Source organism: Streptomyces sp. NPDC001351 (assembly GCF_042896045.1).
In the GTDB taxonomy this organism is placed as follows: Bacteria; Actinomycetota; Actinomycetes; order Streptomycetales; family Streptomycetaceae; genus Streptomyces.
Genome location: NZ_JBIAWS010000016.1, coordinates 82,999 through 97,595, shown reverse-complemented (window position 1 = coordinate 97,595; position 14,597 = coordinate 82,999). Strand labels below are relative to the sequence as shown.

General features: G+C 69.4%; 12 protein-coding genes. 4 read left to right on the top strand and 8 right to left on the bottom strand.

Annotation, left to right across the window (positions count from 1 at the left end; genetic code table 11):
- Nucleotides 1-233: 233 nt before the first annotated feature.
- Entirely contained in the window at nt 234-677 is a 444-nt protein-coding gene (locus tag ACFY1U_RS41445) for a GNAT family N-acetyltransferase (RefSeq protein ID WP_390699217.1), read from the top strand.
- On the opposite strand, the gene galK is transcribed toward ACFY1U_RS41445, so the two are convergent.
- From galK to galT, 3 genes are read right to left on the bottom strand one after another with little or no spacing between them, the layout of a single operon-like run.
- Entirely contained in the window at nt 670-1,833 is a 1,164-nt protein-coding gene (gene galK, locus ACFY1U_RS41440; protein WP_390699216.1) for a galactokinase, read from the bottom strand. The genes ACFY1U_RS41445 and galK overlap by 8 nt on opposite strands.
- A complete protein-coding gene (gene galE, locus ACFY1U_RS41435; protein WP_390699215.1) occupies nt 1,833-2,807 on the bottom strand; it encodes a UDP-glucose 4-epimerase GalE in 975 nt (324 codons plus the stop codon). The genes galK and galE overlap by 1 nt, the downstream gene beginning before the upstream one ends.
- On the bottom strand, nt 2,807-3,865 hold the full coding sequence (gene galT / locus ACFY1U_RS41430) for a galactose-1-phosphate uridylyltransferase (protein ID WP_390699214.1): 1,059 nt from the start codon (nt 3,863-3,865) through the stop codon (nt 2,807-2,809). Before galT ends, galE begins: the two co-directional genes overlap by 1 nt.
- A gap of 179 nt (nt 3,866-4,044) precedes the next feature.
- Here galT and ACFY1U_RS41425 point away from each other — a divergent pair, with 179 nt between their 5' ends.
- Together ACFY1U_RS41425 and ACFY1U_RS41420 are read left to right on the top strand one after the other, a co-directional pair.
- Nucleotides 4,045-5,736, top strand: a complete 1,692-nt coding sequence (locus tag ACFY1U_RS41425) for a sodium:solute symporter family protein (protein WP_390699213.1) — start codon at nt 4,045-4,047, stop codon at nt 5,734-5,736.
- Between the two features lie 21 nt (nt 5,737-5,757).
- Nucleotides 5,758-6,066, top strand: coding sequence for a hypothetical protein (locus ACFY1U_RS41420; protein WP_390699212.1), 309 nt, complete (start codon nt 5,758-5,760; stop codon nt 6,064-6,066).
- A 75-nt stretch (nt 6,067-6,141) separates the two neighbouring features.
- Here ACFY1U_RS41420 and ACFY1U_RS41415 read toward each other — a convergent pair whose 3' ends face one another.
- The 5 genes from ACFY1U_RS41415 to ACFY1U_RS41395 all read right to left on the bottom strand — a co-directional run bounded on the left by ACFY1U_RS41415 (nt 6,142) and on the right by ACFY1U_RS41395 (nt 13,640).
- A complete protein-coding gene (locus tag ACFY1U_RS41415) occupies nt 6,142-6,837 on the bottom strand; it encodes a LuxR C-terminal-related transcriptional regulator (RefSeq protein WP_390699211.1) in 696 nt (231 codons plus the stop codon).
- Between the two features lie 269 nt (nt 6,838-7,106).
- Nucleotides 7,107-8,828, bottom strand: coding sequence for a PQQ-binding-like beta-propeller repeat protein (locus ACFY1U_RS41410; RefSeq protein WP_390699210.1), 1,722 nt, complete (start codon nt 8,826-8,828; stop codon nt 7,107-7,109).
- 54 nt (nt 8,829-8,882) lie between these two features.
- Complete coding sequence (locus ACFY1U_RS41405) at nt 8,883-10,535, bottom strand: PQQ-binding-like beta-propeller repeat protein (RefSeq protein ID WP_390699209.1); 1,653 nt, start codon at nt 10,533-10,535, stop codon at nt 8,883-8,885.
- Nucleotides 10,536-10,678: 143 nt separating this feature from the next.
- Entirely contained in the window at nt 10,679-12,481 is a 1,803-nt protein-coding gene (locus tag ACFY1U_RS41400) for an ABC-F family ATP-binding cassette domain-containing protein (protein ID WP_390699208.1), read from the bottom strand.
- A 109-nt stretch (nt 12,482-12,590) separates the two neighbouring features.
- Nucleotides 12,591-13,640, bottom strand: coding sequence for a peptidoglycan recognition family protein (locus ACFY1U_RS41395; protein WP_390699207.1), 1,050 nt, complete (start codon nt 13,638-13,640; stop codon nt 12,591-12,593).
- A 342-nt stretch (nt 13,641-13,982) separates the two neighbouring features.
- Between ACFY1U_RS41395 and ACFY1U_RS41390 the strand changes: the two genes are divergently transcribed.
- On the top strand, nt 13,983-14,591 hold the full coding sequence (locus tag ACFY1U_RS41390; protein WP_390699206.1) for a Uma2 family endonuclease: 609 nt from the start codon (nt 13,983-13,985) through the stop codon (nt 14,589-14,591).
- Nucleotides 14,592-14,597: the final 6 nt, after the last annotated feature.

Here is a 14,597-nt window from a genome sequence, read left to right as displayed (position 1 = left end):
GGTACGGCACCCGAAGCATCCCAGGTCGTCTGTGACCACCTGGAACCGGAACGGCACACCGCACGGCCGCCGCTGTGCGGAACTGCTACCCCCACTTCGGGTGTCGTACCCGACTGTCTCGCCCCCTGATCGGCACCGGCCCCCACCGGTGCTGTTCATCAGCGTACGGCCGGGGGCCAGGAGCGGAAGGTAATTTGCAGAACTGGCTGGCCGGCGCGTTTATCGTGAGCCGCATGTTTCGTCTTGAGACAGAAGTCGACAGGACCCGGCGCGATCTTCTCCGTTCCCGGCTGCGCGACACCAACACAAAGGCCTCCCCCGTGCTGCGCGCGCTGCGCGGCACCCCGGCCGAACGTGAACATCCGCTCCACGTCTGGGTGTTGGACGAGCGGGACGAGCTGGCCGCGGGCCTGGTGGGCCACACCTGGACGACGTGGCTGCACGTCGCCTACCTGTGGGTCGACGAGCGATGGCGGGGCGCGGGTCTGGGCTCACGGCTGCTGGCGGAGGCGGAACGGATCGCCCACGACGAGCGGGGCTGCACCTCGGCCCGGCTGGAGACCTGGGACTTCCAGGCGCCGGGGTTCTACCGGAAGCAGGGGTACGACGTGGTGTGCGTGATCCCCGACTATCCGCCGGGGATCACCGAATACACGCTGACGAAGCGGCTCAGCTGAGCCTGCGTGCTCCCGCCGAAGGCACCGCCTCGAACACCCTCGGAGCCGCGTAACCGCTGGAGGCGAACGCCTCCTCGACCGCCTTGGTGATGGTGTCCACGTCGGCCGCCTCCGCGAGGACGATCGCCGAGCCGCCGAAGCCGCCGCCGGTCATACGGGCGCCGAGAGCGCCGGAGGCGAGAGCCGTGTCGACGACCAGGTCCAGCTCCGGGCAGGAGATGCGGAAGTCGTCGCGCAGGGATGCGTGCCCGGCGATCAGAACCGGGCCGATCGCCCGGGTCTCGCCCGCCTCCAGCAGGGCGACGACCTTCTCCACCCGCTCGTCCTCCGTGACGATGTGACGGACCAGGCGAACCGCCTCCTCGTCGTCGCCCAGCCGCTCCAGCGCGGCGTCGAGCTCCGTGTACGGGACGTCCCGCAGCGCGTCGACGCCCAGCAGGGCCGCGCCCCGCTCGCAGCCGGCGCGGCGCTTGCCGTACTCGCCGTCGCTGTGGGCGTGCTTGACGCGGGTGTCCACGACCAGCAGCCGCATGCCCTCAGCGGCCAGGTCGAAGGGGATCTGCTTCTGGGAGAGGTCCCGGGTGTCGAGGAACAGCGCGTGGCCCTCCTCGCAGCAGGCGGAGGCCGTCTGGTCCATGATGCCGGTGGGGGCGCCGACGTAGACGTTCTCGGCACGCTGGCACAGCCGGGCCAACTGCCAGCGCTGCAGGCCCAGTTCGAAGAGGTCGTTCAGGGCGAGGGCCACGACCACCTCGAGCGCCGCCGAGGAGGACAGGCCCGCGCCGGACGGGACCGTGGACGACAGGTGGACGTCCGCGCCGGTCACCGCGTGGCCGGCCTCGCGCAGGGCCCAGACGACGCCCGCCGGGTAGGCGGTCCAGTTGTGGTCCGCCTCCGGGGCCAGGTCGTCGAGCCGGAGTTCCACGACGCCGCCCGCGTCACCCTCGATGTCCGCCGAGTGCAGGCGCAGGACGCCGTCCGTGCGGCGCGAGACCGCCGCGATCGCCGTGTGCGGCAGCGCGAAGGGCATCACGAAGCCGTCGTTGTAGTCGGTGTGCTCACCGATGAGGTTGACGCGGCCCGGCGCCGACCAGACACCTTCGGGCGCGGTTCCGTACAGCTCCACGAAACCGTCCCGCACCTGCACTGCGCCCACTACTGCTCCCTTGCTGTGCTGATGGCCCGCGCGAACTCCCACGCGTCCGCGACGATTCCCGCGAGGTCCGCGCGGGACGGGTTCCAGCCCAGCTTCTCGCGGGCGGTGGCGGCCGAGGCCACCAGGACCGCCGGGTCACCGCCGCGGCGCGGGGCCACGACCTCGGGGATCGGGTGGCCGGTGACCTGCCGGACCGTCTCGATGACCTGGCGGACCGAGAAGCCCTCGCCGTTGCCCAGGTTGCAGATGAGGTGCTCGCCGGGGGTGGCGGCCTTCAGTGCGAGCAGGTGGGCGTCGGCCAGGTCCGCGACGTGGATGTAGTCGCGGACGCAGGTGCCGTCCGGCGTCGGGTAGTCGTCGCCGAAGACGGAGATGGCGTCCCGCCTGCCCTGTGCGACCTGCAGCACCAGCGGGATGAGGTGCGACTCGGGGTCGTGGCGCTCGCCCTGCTTGCCGTAGGCGCCCGCCACGTTGAAGTAGCGCAGCGAGACCGCGCCCAGACCGTGGGCGGCCGCCTCACCGCTGATCATGTGGTCCACGGCCAGCTTCGAGGCGCCGTAGGGGTTGGTCGGCGAGGTGGGCGCCGACTCGACGATCGGGACCTCCTTCGGCTCGCCGTAGGTGGCGGCCGTGGAGGAGAAGACGAGCTTGCGGACGCCGGCCTCGCGCATCGCGCCGAGCAGCGCCATCGTGCCGGCGACGTTGTTGTCCCAGTACCTCTCGGGCTTCACGACCGACTCGCCGACCTGCGAGAACGCGGCGAAGTGCAGGACCGCGTCGAAGGAGGAGTCGAGCCACTTGGCGGCGTCGCGGATGTCGCCCTCGATGAAGGCGGCACCGGCCGGGACACCCTCCCGGAAGCCCGTGGAGAGGTTGTCGAGCACGACGACCTCGTGGCCCGCCTCCAGCAGATGCTGGGCGACCACGCTGCCGACATAGCCCGCGCCCCCGGTGACCAGGTACTTACCGCTCATCAACTCGCTACCTCTCGCAGTCGCTCGGCCGCGCGCTCCGGCGGCACGTCGTTGATGAACACGTTCATGCCGGACTCGGAACCCGCGAGGAACTTCAGCTTGCCGGAGGTTCGGCGGATGGTGAAAAGCTCGAGGTGGAGCGCGAAGTCGTCACGGTTGACGCCCTCGAAGTCCTCCAGCGCACCGAACGGGGCCTGGTGCCAGGCCGCGATGTAGGGCGTGGGCGGTTCACCTTCGCCGAAGATCCGGTCGAAGCGCCTCAAGAGTTCCAGATAGACCTTGGGGAACTCTGTGCGCGCCTCCTCGTCCAGACCGAGCAGGTCCGGCACGCGGCGCTTGGGGTACAGGTGGACCTCGTACGGCCAGTGCGCGGCGTACGGCACGAACGCCAGCCAGTGTTCACCCTCCAGGACGACCCGCTCACCGGCGAGTTCGCTCCGCAGGACGGCGTCGAAGAGGTTCTCCCCGCCCGTCGCCTCCTTGTGCTGGGCGACCTGGCGCAGCATCAGGGCGGTGCGAGGCGTCGTGAACGGGTACGCGTAGATCTGGCCGTGCGGATGTCCGAGCGTCACGCCGATCTCCGCGCCCCGGTTCTCGAAGCAGAACACCTGCTCCACGGAGGGGAGATGCGACAGCTCGGACGTACGGTCCGTCCATGCCTCCAGGACCAGCGCGGCCTGCTCCTCGGTGAGGTCGGCGAAGGACGCGTTGTGGTCGGAGGTGAAGCAGACGACCTCGCAGCGGCCGGAGTCTCCGGCCAGGGAGGGGAAGCGGTTCTCGAAGACGACCACGTCGTACGACGAGTCCGGGATCTCGCTCAGTCTGCCGTCCCGGGAGGGGCACAGCGGGCACTCGTCGGCCGGCGGGTGGTAGGTGCGGCCCTGGCGGTGCGAGGCGACCGCGATCGCGTCGCCGAGCAGCGGGTCACGGCGGATCTCGGAGGTCGTGACGGTCCGTTCCAGCGGCCGGTGGTCCACCGCGTCGCGCACGTGGTCGTCGCGCAGGTCGTAGTAGATCAACTCGCGACCGTCGGCCAGGCGGGTCGAGGTCTTCTTCACTGCGGACTCCCTATTCGAGCCACATCAATCATCAAACAGAACCAAACACATTGGAACATCGCCCCCTCACATCCGTCAACATCACAATCCAACAAAGAGCATCAGTAGAAGTGTTTGGATATTGAACACGGAGGCGTAGGTTCCGCTCTGTATCAGTTCACGCAACGAAGCGAGTACTTATGCAAACCCCCACATACCGGACCATGGAACTGGCCGCCGAGCTACGACTCCCCACGAACGGGCTCGACTACACGATCCTCGGCATCTACTTCGCCGTCGTCCTCGGCATCGGATTCGCCGCCCGCAGATCGGTCAAGACCAGCCTCGACTTCTTCCTCTCCGGGCGCTCCCTGCCCGCCTGGATCACCGGTCTCGCGTTCATCTCGGCCAACCTGGCCGCCACCGAGATCCTGGGTATGGCGGCGAACAGCGCGCAGTACGGCGCCTACACCGTGCACTGGTACTGGATCGGTGCCATCCCCGCCATGGTCTTCCTCGGCCTGGTGATGATGCCCTTCTACTACGGGAGCAAGGTGCGCTCGGTCCCCGAGATGCTGCTGCTCCGTTTCGACAAGTGGGCACATCTGCTGAGTTCGATCCTGTTCGCGTTTGCCGCCATCCTGATCGCCGGTGTGAACCTCTACGCCCTCGCCATCGTCGTCGAGGCGCTGCTCGGCTGGCCGCAGTGGGTGGCGATCGTGGTCGCCGGCGCCTTCGTGCTGGCGTACATCACCCTCGGCGGTCTCTCCTCCGCGATCTACAACGAGGTGCTGCAGTTCTTCGTGATCCTCGCGGCCCTGATCCCGATCGTGGTGCTGGGTCTGAAGAAGGTCGGCGGCTGGGGCGGCCTGACCGACAAGCTCACCGCGACCCACGGCGCGAACTTCACCACCGCCTGGGGCGGCACCGGTATCGGCAGCAGCAACCCGCTGGGCGCGAACTGGCTGACCATCGTGCTCGGCCTCGGCTTCGTGCTGTCCTTCGGCTACTGGACGACGAACTTCGCCGAGGTGCAGCGCGCCCTGTCCGCGAAGAACCTCTCGGCCGCTCAGCGCACCCCGCTGATCGCCGCGTACCCGAAGATCTTCATCGTCTTCCTGGTGATGATCCCCGGGCTGGTCGCCGCCGCGCTGGTCCCCGGTTTCGGCACCACGAAGTCCGGCTACCAGTACAACGACGCCATCCCCTACCTCATGTCGCAGCTGCTGCCCAACGGCGTCCTCGGCATCGCGGTCACCGGACTGCTCGCCGCGTTCATGGCGGGCATGGCGGCCAACGTGTCGTCCTTCAACACGGTGTTCACCAACGACATCTGGGCCCGGTACGTGGTCAGGGGCCGCGAGGACGGCTACTACGTCCGCTTCGGCCGTCTGATCACGGTGGTCGGCGTCTGCGCCTCGGTCGGCACGGCCTTCCTGGCCTCGTCGTTCTCGAACATCATGAGCTACCTCCAGACGCTGTTCTCCTTCTTCAACGTGCCGATGTTCGTCGTCTTCATCGTCGGCATGTTCTGGAAGCGGGCGTCCACGAAGTCCGGCTTCTGGGGGCTGCTCGCGGGCACGGTGGCCGCGATGGTGAACTACTTCGTGATCTACAAGCAGGGCATCATCGACATCCCCTCCGACCAGGGCGCCAACTTCGTCTCCGCGATCGTCGGCTTCGTCGCCGGCGCGGTGGTGATGGTGGTCGTGTCCCTGTTCACCAGGCCGAAGCCGGCCGAGGAGCTCCAGGGCCTGGTCTACGGCACCACCTCACCCGGCATGTCCGAGCCGCCCGCCGCCGGCGACGACGCCTGGTACCGCCGGCCGGCCCTGCTGGGCTGGGGTGCGATCGTCCTTGCTGCCGCCTGCTACATCCCGTTCTCGTTCTGACCGCGGGAGGATTGAGGAGTCATGTCCGAGTACTCCGGTTACTCCGAGAAGGACGTCCAGCGCGAGGTCACCGAGCTGCAGGCGCAGTCCGCCACCGCGGCCCGCATTTTTGACCTGCGGCGCATCATCGGTGGGCTGTTCGTGCTGTACGGGGTCATCGTGACGATCGCCGGGATCACCGACGGTCAGGCCGCGATCGACAAGGCACAGGGGGTCAATATCAACCTGTGGACCGGGATCGGGATGCTGTTGCTCGGCATCTTCTTCCTGGTGTGGCTTCGGTTGCGGCCTACGCCTCCGGCGGTGCCTGAGGAGAAGGAGGCGGAGTAGCGCCGTTGGTTATGACGGCCGTCTGCCGGGCGCGGGTTCACACAGCCCCGCGCCCCGTGAGGCGCCCGCGGCGCCTCACGGGGACGGCTGCTGCGGGGCGGGGCTCATCGGCCCCGCCCGGTCCAGCAGTCCCGTCCGTGCCGCCAGGGCCGCCGCCTCCAGGCGGGAGCCCACGCCCAGCTTCATCAGGACTCGCTGGACGTGGGTGCGCGCGGTGCTCGGGGCGATGCCCATGCCGGCCGCTATCAGGCGGGTGTCCTCGCCGTCGGCGACCCGGACCAGGACCTCCACCTCCCTCGGGGTGAGCATCTGGAGGAGGCGCTGCCCCTCGTCGTCCGGTTGGGCGGCGGGGTTGAGCAGTTCGCTGAAGGCCCCCTGGAGGAGTTGCGGGGCCACCGCCGCCTCGCCCGCCCTCGCCTTCATGATGGCGCGCTCGACGCCCTCTATGCGCTCGTCATGGCGTACGTAGCCCGAGGCGCCGGCGGCGAAGGCGGCGGCTATGCCGCGCGGGCTCGGTACCGGGCCGAGGACCAGGACCGCCACCTGCGGACGCTCCCGTTTGATCTTCACCACCGGGTCGAAGATGCCCGGCTCGGCCGGTGTCGCCGTACCCAGCAGGCACACCTCCGGCGCACGGGTGATCACCAGCTCGGCCGCGCCCGCGGCAGGCGCCGCCGCGGCGAGCACCCGGTGCCCCCGCAGCTTCAACGCCGAGGCCAGCGCCTCGGCGAGCAGTCGGTGGTCGTCGACCACCATGAGCCGCACTCCCATCGAGCAACCCCCCAGTCCCCCCGATGGATCCCCATGGCTGCCGCACTATGGATGCCCACCGGCCCTCGCGGACAGGAGCCCCCACCCGGCTCCCCCGCTCTTCATGCCCCCGGAAGCTACACGCTTGTTCGACATTGCGCTCCCCCTACCGGTGAGAACTGCCCCTGATCGACGGAATTTCTGGCTTTCCGCGTATTCGAGGGTGATGGGCGGTACGCGCACGGCCCCGCCCCTGACCAGGGACGGGGCCGCAGCCGTCGAGCAGTGGTTCAGCCGCCGGCGCCGAGCGCGAGCGCCAGGACCTTCTCCCCCGAGGCCGGACTCGACAGCTTGTCGGCGAACCGGCCGGCCAGGTACAGGTGGCCCTGCGCGTAGAGGATCTCGGAGTAGTCGGGCGACAGGGTGCCCTCCAGGTCCCGCACCGGGCCCGCCGCCGGGTTCTCCAGCAGCTTGGTCTCCTTGAAGGAGCCGCCGTCGATGCTGACGACCTGGCCGCCCTTGTCGTACGGCGGGTGCTTGTACGCGATCACATTGCCGCCGTCCATGCGCAGCGGCGTGATCGTGTAGCCGTCGCCGGCGTCGGCGCGCTGGCCGTTCTGCTTGCCGGTGGCCAGGTCGAACGCGACGATCTCGTTGGTCCGGCTGTAGTCCTTGCCGCCGTCGTGCTCCTCGGTCGGCAGGTACAGCCTGCCGTTGCCGACCGCGACACCGGTGCAGTGCTCCAGCTCGGAGATCGCGTCGCACTTGGCCGCGTAGTCCTTGCCGGGCGCGGAGATCCGGGTGATCAGCTTGCCGGTCTTGTTGTCGATGGAGAAGAAGTCGGAGATCTCACTGCCGTCGCCCGCGCTGTGACCGACGTCGGCGGCCACGACCAGCGGGTTCGTCGAGACGACGGCGGCGTACTCGATGCCGGTGGCCAGCTTGTACTCCGAGATCGTCTGCCCGGACTGCGGGTCGATGGTCTGGATGTGCAGCTGCGGATCGTTGAACGAGCCGCACTTGAGGACCGCGACGAGCTTCTCGCCGCCGCCGTACCCGGCGTCGATGCAGGTGTCCTTGGGCTTCGGGCCCCACAGCTGCCTGCCGCTGGACAGGTCGAAGGCGGCGCCTCCGTAGTCACCGCCCGCGGCGACCGTGTTCGCGCTGACGGTGACGTTCTCGAAGGTCATCACCCGGCCGCCGGGGCCGAGCGACTTCGTCCACAGCTTCTTGCCGGCGTCCAGGTCGATCGCCGCGACCTGGCTGCACCCCTCGGACCTGCCCTTCGGCGGCATCCTGGGCTGGAAGACGACAGCCGTCCGGTCGTCGTCCGTGGTATGGCTGCTGACCGTGCAGACCGGGCCGGGCAGCTTGATCGTCCACAGCTTGCTGCCCTTGTCGCGGTCGTACGCGTTGATCTCGGCGACGCCGCTCTTCACATACGCCTTGTCCGTGAGCCACGAACCGGCGACGACGGTGGTGTCGTCGACCTGGGGCACCGGCACCTTGAACAGCAGCTGCGAGGCGGTGTGGGCGGGCACCTTCTCGTCGCCCCTGGCCGTGCTGCCACCGGTGCCTCCGGTGCCGCCGCCGCTGGAACTCGCCCCCGCGCCGGAGGCGCCATCGGATGCAGTGTTCTTTCCGTCGTCCTTGCCGGACGAGGCGTACCAGACGCCGCCTGCGACGAGCAGCGCGACGGCGACGACAGCCGCGACGATGATCGCCGCCTGCCCGCCGCCCTTGCGTCCGCCGCCGGGCTGCCCGGGCTGCCCGTACGGCGGCGCGGGCGGCTGCGGGTAGCCGTAACCGGCCTGCTGGCCGTAGGGGTTCGGCGGCTGCCCGTAGGGCGGCGCGGGCTGGGCGTAGGGGTTGGGCTGCTGCGGAGCCTGCGGTGCCTGGGGATAGCCGTATCCCGGCTGCTGCGGGGGCGGCTGCGGCGGGCGCTGGTCCTGAGGCGGCCCGAAGCCGCCCTGCGGGGGCTGGTGGGGCGGCGGGGGCGGGGGCTGGGTCATGGCGTGGCGGCTACCTCGTGAGCGGACGGCGGGGGCGACGGAGCCTGGGGAGGGTCACTTGCCGTAGGCGAGCATCAACTTGCCCTTCGAGTCGTCGTTTCCGCTGATCCGGGTGGGCGAGAGGTAGAAGCGCCCGTCGACCCAGTCGAAGGCCTTGGTGAAGACGGCGCTCTCCAGGGCCGCCGTGCTCCGCGGGTTCTGCAGCAGCTTCACCGGCGTGTGGCCGGAGCCGCTCGTCGCGATCGACACGACCTGGCCGCCCGCGTCGTACGAGGGCTGCACATAGGCGATGAGCCTGCCGCCCTCGACCTTCACCGGCAGCATCGACTCGTCCGCCGGGGACTTGACGCGCCACTTCTCCTTGCCGTTCGCGAGGTTGATCGCGACGATCTCGTTCGGCCCGGTGGTCGCGTCGGTCGGCAGGTAGAGGGTGTTGGCGTCAGCCGCCACGCCCTTGCAGCCCTGGAGGTCACGTTCGAGGAGCGCCCAGCCGCACTGGGGGGCGAAGTTCTCGTCGAAGCCGACCTGGGAGCGGAACTTGCCGTTCGAGTCGAAGACGGAGATGTTCCAGGCCTTCTTGTCCTGGTTGGTGCTGTAGACGACGAGCGGGTCGACGGAGTACGTCCGCGCGACCGACCAGCCCTTGTCGAACTTCCGCGTCCATCTGGCCCTGCCGGTCGCCGGGTCGAGCTCCTGGATCTCGTCGTGCTCGTCCGGCTCGCTGGCGTTGCAGGTCGCGACGGAGATCAGCCTGCTGCCGCCGGCGAAGGCGGTCGGGAAGCAGGCGCTGCCGTACTTCTTCTTGTCGAACAGCTTCTTCCCGCTGTCGATGTCGTACCCCACCCCGGACTGCGAGCGGCCCACCAGCACCGTCCGGCCGCTGAGGGACAGGGAGACGGTCAGGGTGCTGTCGAACAGCGCGCCCTCGGGGAGCGTGCCGCTCCAGCCCTTGGCGCCGGTGCCCAGGTCGAGTTGCTGCAGCTGGTTGCACTTGGCGCGCTGGCCGGTGCCGCTCTCGTAGGCCACCACGATCTTGTCGTCGGCCGACTTCTGCGGGGTGACCGCGCAGATCTTCTGCGGGAAGGTGACGGTGTCCCAGGCCGGGCTGCCGTCGGTCACGTCGTAGGCGAAGACCTGCTTGTACGCCGCCTTCACGGCCGCCTTGTCGGTGATCCACATGCCGGGGGCCTCGGCGCCCGCACCGGGCGCGTCCGGGGGCGACTTGTACCAGAGCACCTTCGCCTCGCCCGTCCTGCGGCTCGCGTTGAAGCCCTGGGGGTCGAAACCGCCGCCGCCCGAGCCGGACGCGGTGGGCTTCGGGTCGTCGCTCTGCCCGGCGACCGGCTTCTTGTCGTCGCCGCCCCCGCTCGCCACGGCGTAGACGGCGGTGCCGATGACGGCCAGCGCGGCCACGGCCGCCGCGATCACCAGGCCCGGCCTGCCCTTGAAGGGATTGCCCGAGCCGGGCGGTGGGGTGCCGGGCGCGCCGGGGTACTGGGGCTGCGGCGGATAGCCGTAACCGGGCTGCGCGCCGTACGGGCCGGGTTGGGCGTAGGGGCCGGGCTGTTGGGGGTACTGGCTCGGCCCGCCATAAGGACCCGGCTGCTGCTGCGGGGGCTGCTGAGGTGGGAGCGGGGGCGGTGCTCCGAAACCGCCCTGTGGTGCGCCGAAACCGCCGTGCGGCGGCTGGTTGGGCGGCTGCGTCATCAGCGTTCCCCCGTTCAGTCACTGATTTCTAGCCAAGTCCTCTTTCTATCACCTGCAACTGACAGCACACCGGGCCGTTTCAGCCCCTGTTCCCAAGGGAGAACCGGCCCGTGATGCCCTCGTTATGCGCCTTCACTCAGCCTTCACGCGTCTTCGGCGAGTTCCAGCCAGCGCAGCTCCAGTTCCTCGCGCTCCCCCGCCAAGTCCCGCAGCTGGGCGTCGAGTTCGGCCACCTTGGCGAAGTCCGTGGCGTTCTCGGCGATCTGGGCGTGCAGCTTGGTCTCCTTCTCGGAGATCTTGTCCAACTGCCGCTCGATCTTCTGGAGTTCCTTCTTCGCGGCCCGCTGGTCGGCGGCGCTCTTCTCGGGGGCGGGCCTGGCCGCGACGGGCGAGGCGGCCGCGACCGCCTCCTCCATCTTCTGCCGCCGCTCCAGGTACTCGTCGATGCCGCGCGGCAGCATCCGCAGGGTGGCGTCGCCGAGCAGCGCGAACACGCGGTCGGTGGTGCGCTCGACGAAGAACCGGTCGTGGGAGATCACGATCATCGAGCCGGGCCAGCCGTCGAGGAGGTCCTCCAGCTGGGTCAGGGTCTCGATGTCGAGGTCGTTGGTGGGCTCGTCGAGGAAGAGGACGTTGGGCTCGTCCATGAGCAGGCGCAGCAGCTGCAGGCGGCGGCGCTCACCGCCGGACAGGTCGCCGACGGGCGTCCACTGCTTCTCCTTGCTGAAGCCGAACGTCTCGCACAGCTGACCGGCGGTCATCTCCCGCCCCTTGCCGAGGTCGACGCGCTCGCGCACCTGCTGCACGGCCTCCAGGACCCGCAGGTTCGGGTCGAGTTCGGCGACTTCCTGGGAGAGGTAGGCGAGCTTGACGGTCTTGCCGACGGCGACCCGCCCGCCGGCGGGCTGCGTCTCGCCCTCGGTCCGTGCCGCCTCCGCCATGGCCCGCAGCAGGGAGGTCTTGCCGGCGCCGTTGACGCCGACCAGGCCGATGCGGTCGCCGGGGCCGAGCTGCCAGGTCACGTGCTTGAGCAGCACCTTGGGTCCGGCCTGCACGGTGACGTCTTCCAGGTCGAAGACGGTCTTCCCGAGCCGCGAGGAGGCGAACTTCATCAGCTCGCTGCTGTCCCGGGGCGGCGGTACGTCCTTGATGAGCTCGTTGGCGGCCTCCACGCGGAAGCGCGGCTTCGACGTACGGGCGGGCGCGCCGCGCCGCAGCCAGGCCAGCTCCTTGCGGACGAGGTTCTGCCGCTTGACCTCCTCGGTGGCCGCGATGCGCTCGCGCTCGGCGCGCGCGAAGACGTAGTCGGAGTAGCCGCCCTCGTACTCGTGGACGACACCCCGCTGCACGTCCCACATGCGGGTGCAGACCTGGTCGAGGAACCAGCGGTCGTGGGTCACGCAGACCAGGGCGGAGCGGCGCTCGCGCAGATGGCGGGCGAGCCAGGCGATGCCCTCGACGTCGAGGTGGTTCGTCGGCTCGTCGAGGACGATCAGGTCCTGTTCCTCGATGAGCAGCTTGGCGAGCGCGATACGGCGCCGCTCACCGCCGGACAGCGGCGCGATGACGGTGTCCAGCCCCTGCGGGAAGCCGGGGAGGTCAAGCCCGCCGAACAAGCCCGTCAGCACGTCCCGGATCTTGGCGTTGCCCGCCCACTCGTGGTCCTCCATGTCCCGGATGACCTCGTGCCGGACGGTGGCCTGCGGGTCGAGGGAGTCGTGCTGGGTGAGCACGCCGAGGCGGAGGCCGCCGGAGTGGGTGACCCGCCCGGTGTCGGCGTCCTCCAGCTTGGCCAGCATGCGGATCAGGGTGGTCTTGCCGTCGCCGTTGCGCCCGACCACCCCGATCCGGTCGCCTTCGGAGACGCCGAGGGACACGCCGTCGAGGAGGGCACGAGTGCCGTACACCTTGCTGACGTTCTCGACATTGACCAGATTGACGGCCATTACGCTCCTGCCCAGGGGGCTGTGTCGACATGCGGCTGGGCCGCGGGGGTCAGCCTCCCAGCCTAATGTGCGCCGGTCGGTGACCGAGCCCGCGGCGGAGCACCGCAGGTCAGCGGGCTGCGGCCGCGCGGATCTCGCCGAGCAGGTCGTACATCACCTGGCCGGGGCACTCGGTGGCGAAGTAGTCGCGGTGCCCGCCGATGGTGTTCGTGTCCTTCTTCGTGCCGTTGACGGGGTTCACGTAGGTGACCCTCGCCTGGGGGTCGAGGCCCTTGAACCGGCAGATCACCTTGATCAGCCGGGTCAGGGACGCCTTGGCCGCGTCCGTGGGGCCCTGCTCGGTGAGCGTGCCGATGAGGGCGATGCCGAGGGCGCCCGAGTTGTAGCCCACGGAGTGGAAGCCGGTGACGAGGTCGCCGTCTGGGTTGAAGGCGGGGATGCCGTCGTCGCCGGAGTACCGGCCCTCGTAGACGGTGCCGGACTCGTCGATGAGGAAGTGGTAGCCGATGTCGCCCCAGTCGTTGGTGATCGCGTGGAGCTCGTAGATCGCGCGTACCGTCGCAGCGGGGTCGGGATCGTTGTTCGGAGTAGCGGTGTGGTGGACCGTGATGATCTGCAACGGGTAGTACTTCTCGGGCGAGTTGACCTTGCCGTCCTTGTACCGCTTGGACTCGTCGGCGCCCCACGCCGGACGGGAGAGGTAGCGCACACCGCGCACGCGTGTCGGCTCGCTGGGCACCTGGAAGGTGCGGTCGGGACCGTCGGTGACGTCGATCGCCAGCGAGGCCACGTCGGACACTCCGCCCGACGCCTTCACCTCATAGGCGGTGGCGTTCTGGGCCGCCACCAGCGCGCTGCCCCCGTCCTCGACGGCCGAGCAGCCCGCGGTCACGGTCTGCCAGTCACCGTCCGCGAGGCGGATCGCGGTGCCGTCCTTCGCGCCGGACCAGCGCACACCGACGTAGGAGGCGGCGAAGGCGGTGGTGGCCTCGCCGGTGCCGGTGGCGGCCTCGGTGCGGGTGGCGGGGAACTTCTCCGGTGTCGTGCCGGAGGAGCCGGAACCGGTGCCGTCTCCGTCACCCGAGCCGGAGTCGGTGGCCGCGAAGACCGCCGGGGTCACGGCGGCCGCGCCGGCCACGGCAGCGGCGGCGCCGATCACGCCGCGACGGGACAGAGAGCGCTTCCTGCGATGGTCAGGGGAGGGTGTGGGGGATTCGGACACGTGCGTGACCCTTCGGCTGTGCAGAGGCGTAGGTGCGCCACACCGGGCGCTTGAAAGTGCAACCGACCCTATTGGCCCCACCCGCCCCACCAGTACCGCGATTGCCGTACATCCGAGTGGAAATCCGGCCCGTTCGTGTGGAGATCGGGCGAAGATCGCGTACGGCGTCACGGTCCGGCGCCGCCCATCTGGTTCCGCATGATCCGCGTGGTCACTCTTTGTGATGACGTGATCGGGAATGGGCCGCTACCTTGGAGGACGGGCAGCAGGATCCCGTCCATGGGAGGAACCATGACCGCCGAGTCCGTAGAGCGCCGCGTCCAGTGGCCGGTGCCGCCGCTGGACGGGTACACCGTGGACGACCTGTTCACGCTGCCGGATCTCCCGCCGCACACAGAGCTGATCGACGGGAGCCTGGTTTTCGTGAGTCCGCAGCGTCGATTCCATGGGAACGTGGTCGACTTGCTCGTCTTCGGCCTGCGCAACAGCGGCCTGCCTGCCGAATTCAAGGTCAGCCGGGAGATGACGGTGGTCCTCGACAGGCGCAACGGCCCCGAACCCGATGTGAGTGTGATCCGGACCGACGCAATCACCGGCCAGGACCAGACGAGCTACCAGGCCGACGACGTAGTTTTGGCGGTCGAAGTGGTCTCGCCCGAGTCCGAGTCCCGCGACCGCACGACCAAGCCCCAGAAATACGCCGCCGCCGGAATCCCGAACTTCTGGCGCGTCGAGGCGAGCGGGGCGGACGGCAGGCCCGTCGTCCACGTCTACGAAATCGACTCACTGACCCACGCGTACGTCCACATGGGCATGCATCGCGATCGCATCAAGGTCGACAAGCCGTACCCCATCGACATCGACCTCACCGCCATCGACAACCTCTGAGCCGTA

Bases quoted from the DNA above. Each gene is read 5' to 3' on its own strand.
- ACFY1U_RS41390 (WP_390699206.1), top strand. From the start codon at position 13,983: ATGGGAGGAACCATGACCGCCGAGTCCGTAGAGCGCCGCGTCCAGTGG.
- galE (WP_390699215.1), bottom strand. From the start codon at position 2,807: ATGAGCGGTAAGTACCTGGTCACCGGGGGCGCGGGCTATGTCGGCAGC.
- ACFY1U_RS41405 (WP_390699209.1), bottom strand. From the start codon at position 10,535: ATGACGCAGCCGCCCAACCAGCCGCCGCACGGCGGTTTCGGCGCACCA.
- ACFY1U_RS41410 (WP_390699210.1), bottom strand. From the start codon at position 8,828: ATGACCCAGCCCCCGCCCCCGCCGCCCCACCAGCCCCCGCAGGGCGGC.
- ACFY1U_RS41425 (WP_390699213.1), top strand. From the start codon at position 4,045: ATGCAAACCCCCACATACCGGACCATGGAACTGGCCGCCGAGCTACGA.
- ACFY1U_RS41400 (WP_390699208.1), bottom strand. From the start codon at position 12,481: ATGGCCGTCAATCTGGTCAATGTCGAGAACGTCAGCAAGGTGTACGGC.
- ACFY1U_RS41445 (WP_390699217.1), top strand. From the start codon at position 234: ATGTTTCGTCTTGAGACAGAAGTCGACAGGACCCGGCGCGATCTTCTC.
- ACFY1U_RS41415 (WP_390699211.1), bottom strand. From the start codon at position 6,837: ATGGGAGTGCGGCTCATGGTGGTCGACGACCACCGACTGCTCGCCGAG.
- ACFY1U_RS41420 (WP_390699212.1), top strand. From the start codon at position 5,758: ATGTCCGAGTACTCCGGTTACTCCGAGAAGGACGTCCAGCGCGAGGTC.